The sequence below is a fragment of the Kitasatospora phosalacinea genome, assembly GCF_000717185.1.
In the GTDB taxonomy this organism is placed as follows: domain Bacteria; phylum Actinomycetota; class Actinomycetes; order Streptomycetales; family Streptomycetaceae; genus Kitasatospora; species Kitasatospora phosalacinea_A.
In genome coordinates, this window is the sequence record NZ_JNYE01000201.1 from 1 (window position 1) to 3,408 (window position 3,408).

At 68.0% G+C, this 3,408-nt stretch carries 3 protein-coding genes; all 3 read right to left on the reverse strand.

The window, feature by feature from the left end; translation table 11 throughout:
- Window positions 1-71 precede the first annotated feature (71 nt).
- From OO57_RS37410 to OO57_RS37420, 3 genes are read right to left on the reverse strand one after another with little or no spacing between them, the layout of a single operon-like run.
- Window positions 72-1,826, reverse strand: coding sequence for a hypothetical protein (locus tag OO57_RS37410; RefSeq protein WP_063737736.1), 1,755 nt, complete (start codon window positions 1,824-1,826; stop codon window positions 72-74).
- Window positions 1,823-2,158: a helix-turn-helix domain-containing protein gene (locus OO57_RS37415; RefSeq protein WP_033257337.1), complete on the reverse strand. Its 336-nt coding sequence runs from the start codon at window positions 2,156-2,158 to the stop codon at window positions 1,823-1,825. Before OO57_RS37415 ends, OO57_RS37410 begins: the two co-directional genes overlap by 4 nt.
- A 4-nt stretch (window positions 2,159-2,162) precedes the next feature.
- The gene (locus OO57_RS37420) at window positions 2,163-3,239 is read right to left on the reverse strand and encodes a tyrosine-type recombinase/integrase (RefSeq protein WP_033257339.1); all 1,077 of its coding nucleotides are present in this window, start codon (window positions 3,237-3,239) and stop codon (window positions 2,163-2,165) included.
- Between the last annotated feature and the right edge of the window lie 169 nt (window positions 3,240-3,408).

Here is a 3,408-nt window from a genome sequence, read left to right on the forward strand (position 1 = left end):
AAACCCCGTGAGTTCACGAAAACTGACGTCCCGTCATTTCCCGTGGCTCGTCCTGAGGTGCGGCAATGAGTCTACGTGGGGTCGTGGGTTCCCGTCTTCTCCTCCGCGCCGGTGTCGCTGGCGCCATTGAGGCCGGGGTGGCCGAGGGCGGAGGTGTAGCGGTTGGCGGCCTCGATGCCCAGCCCGAAGAAGTCGCAGATCCGGCGGGCGTCACCGCCGGTAGCGAGGATCTCCTGGAGGATCCGGTCGTCGCGCAGGGCCTGCGGCTTCACGTCGACCTTGCGGAAGGCGAAGAGCCGGCTCGTGGCTATGGCTCTGGGGGCGGTCTTGCGGGTGACGATCAGGTGCGGGTTGAGGGTGTTAGGCCACGTCCGTGCACGGTAGTCGAGGTAGGCAGCAAGCCGGCTGAGGACAGGGCCGGCCAGAGGGATCGACTTGCCCGCGACGCTGAGCTTGCCGTCGACGACGTCCGTGAGCTGGATCGAGGAGATCTGCGGGGCTGTCAGTCCGTGGAAGGCGACCAGCGCGACCGAGAGGGCAGCGGTGGTGTCGGGCGAGTTCAGCGCTTCGCGGATCTTGGCCGTGTCGAGCGTGAGGGGAACGGTGGCGTTGCTCTGGGTCACCGGCACGCCTCGGGTCGGGTTAGCGAAGATGCGCTTGCGCGACTTGAGGATGTCGAAGACGGACCTCAGCCCCTGGTCGGCGTGGACTCGGCTACTGCCCTGCGCGGGTACGGCGTCGATGAACTGCTGACGGGTGATCTCCGCGAGGGATTGGTGTCCTTCCTTGGCCCAGCGTCGCCAGATGGGTGCCATTCCCTGGATGTGCCATTTGATGGTCCCCTTCGTGCGAGCGCGCCTGCGCGGTGCAGTGGCGCTTCCGTTGAGCATGATGTCGAACCAGAGCTGCAGCTGTTCGAGCATGGGCTCGGGCAGGCCGGCAGTGTGCTTGGCGAAGTAGAGCTCGACCGCGCTCACCCGGTCATCGGTCAACAGCCCTGCAGCATCGAGGATTTCGATGGTGGAGACCATGGTCCCGCCGTGTCGCATGCTGGCGGCGATGTCGCTGGCGAGGATCATCTGCCCGTGCCACTGCTCCTGGGCGTCCAGGAGCTTGAGGGTGTGGACGACGCTGTTGGTCTGTCGGGTGCTCCACGAGTGCCGCTCGGCGTGCTCGCGCAGGATGGGCTCGCAGTGCTGGAGGAGCGGCGAGTGCTGGGTCAGGGCCCGTTGCTTGAGGGCGCCGTGTCCCGCCGGCATCCGGAAGAGCAGGAGTTGGCGTGCTTCGGTGACCGTGGTGGCCGGCCGATCCGGCCGCTGCTCGCGCAGTTCGCGTTCGCGGGCTGCGCGGCGGCGGGCGGCGCCGGTCTGGTCGTACTGGAGGTTGGCGAGGAAGAGCTGCTGACCGAGGCGGACGGCGTCGGCGAGGTTCGGAGCGCGGCCGACCTCTTGGTGGAACCGGGCGTTCTCCCAGCACAGGCGGCACGCGCCCTGGCCGTTGATCCGGCTCTCGCGGTCGCAGAACTGGCAGGCCGCGATCTCGTAATGGCTTCGCCACCAGCGGCAGCTCCAGCACAGCCAGCTGCGCTGGCGGTAGACGCCCCAGGCGAGGCAGCCGCGGCAGGCTCCGATGTGGAGTGGGGCGCCGGGGTGGCAGCGGGTGCACTGGCCTTGGCTGAAGTAGTCGGTCGAGCCGCAGGAGCGGCACGGCGGCGGGGTGAACGGGCCGCCGGGCAGGCAGGTGTAGCAGACGTCCACGCGGGGCTTGGTCCAGGCGACCCGGTTGATCCCGCAGACCTGGCACTTGAGGGGCGGCTGGATGCTCATACCGGCGGCTCCGAGCGGGGCCGGCCGAAGCGGGGAGCGATGACCGGTCCGGCTTCGGAGGCGTTGGAGGAGGCGTTGACGGCAGCGGCCTCGGAAGGTCTGCGGGCCGCGACCTTGGCGGGCTCACGGATCAGCAGCGCCGTCGGATCGCAGTCCAGGACGGCGCAGATCACGTCGAGGTCGTCGAGGCGGACGCTGACCGGCGTGCCGGTCCACAGCGCGGACATCTTGCCCGCGCTGATCTCCAGGCCGGCCTCGGCGAGCCTGCGCCGCATGTCGGTCGACTTCCAGATGCCGCGCTCCGCAGCTTTGAGTCGCAGGTTCCACTGCACTGGTTCACACCTCTCCGAAGCGGGCTTCGAGCCGCTGATTGGCCGCCGTCCAGGCGCGTTCGACGTGGTCGCTGCGGACGTGGATGTAGCGGGTCGTCGTGGACAGCCACTCGTGCCCGAGAAGTTCTTGAAGTGCCCTGAGGTCCATGCCAGTTGCATACAGAGAGGAGGCGCAGAAGTGTCTCAGGACGTGTGGTGTAAGGCGCCCCTCCCAGGAGGGCAGCCACAGCTTGGTCGCGGCTTTCAGACCGCCGCGCAGGGCATCGTCGCCGATGCGGGTGCAGTGTCCGGTCAGCTCGTCGTGCCGCTCGCTCGGCAGCAGCGGTGCGCCGGGGTCGGCCCAGTCCGGGCCGAACTGAGGGCGGACATCGCTCAGCCACCAGTTGATCAGCCGGTCGGCACCGTCGATCGCGGGGACCATGCGCGGCTTGGGGCCCCGACCGCGGCTGCCCTTGCCGAAGCGCACATGCAGCTTGCCGAACTGGCCGAGGTCGGGCCGCCAATCTCGGATGTCGAGCATCCGCGACTCGTTGATCCGCAGTCCCAACCGACGCCACAGCGACGCGGCGAAGTAGTCGCGGGCAGCGGTCAAGTACTTGCGAGCCTGCGGGATCGACGTCCGCCACTGACCGAAGAGCTGCTCAACTTCCGTCTCGGAAGGGGGAATTCGGACGTTGGCGAAGACCGGGCTGCTCGGGCGGTTGTACTCGTCGATGGGCTGCTGGGCGACAACGCCGGTCAGAGCATGGATGTCGCCCTGGTAGCGGCTGATCATGAAGTCGTAGAACTGGGCGAGCATGCCGGCCTTGCCCGCCCGGGTGCTGTGGGCCTGCCCGTCCACCCGCAGGCCGGCGAGGAAGCTGTCAGCGTCGTTGCACGACGCCGACCACAGCGGCCCTGGCAGAGTGCGCGCGAACTCGAAGAGCGTCGTGCGGCAGCTGCCGATGTGCCCGTCGGTCAGGTTCGCCGCGGCCATCGCCAGAGCGAACTGGTCGACGACCTCCTGCTCGAAGTCCTCGATGTCACGCTGGGTGTGCAGCGCTCGGGCCGAGGTGATGTTCCGTACGACTGCCAGCGTCATGGGCTGTCCAGTTCAGCGGGGCGACGACTTCGTCGAGGATACCGGCAGAGCTTCAGGATTTCCGACGGATCGTCAAACTTCGCTCCACGCACGGAACACACTCATCGACCTGGCCTGCTGCTCAGCTACGGCACTGCAGTCCCGGTCGAACTCACGGGACTAGGGACAT

Coding starts and splice junctions, on each gene's coding strand:
- OO57_RS37410 (WP_063737736.1), bottom strand. CDS start 1,826: ATGAGCATCCAGCCGCCCCTCAAGTGCCAGGTCTGCGGGATCAACCGG.
- OO57_RS37420 (WP_033257339.1), bottom strand. CDS start 3,239: ATGACGCTGGCAGTCGTACGGAACATCACCTCGGCCCGAGCGCTGCAC.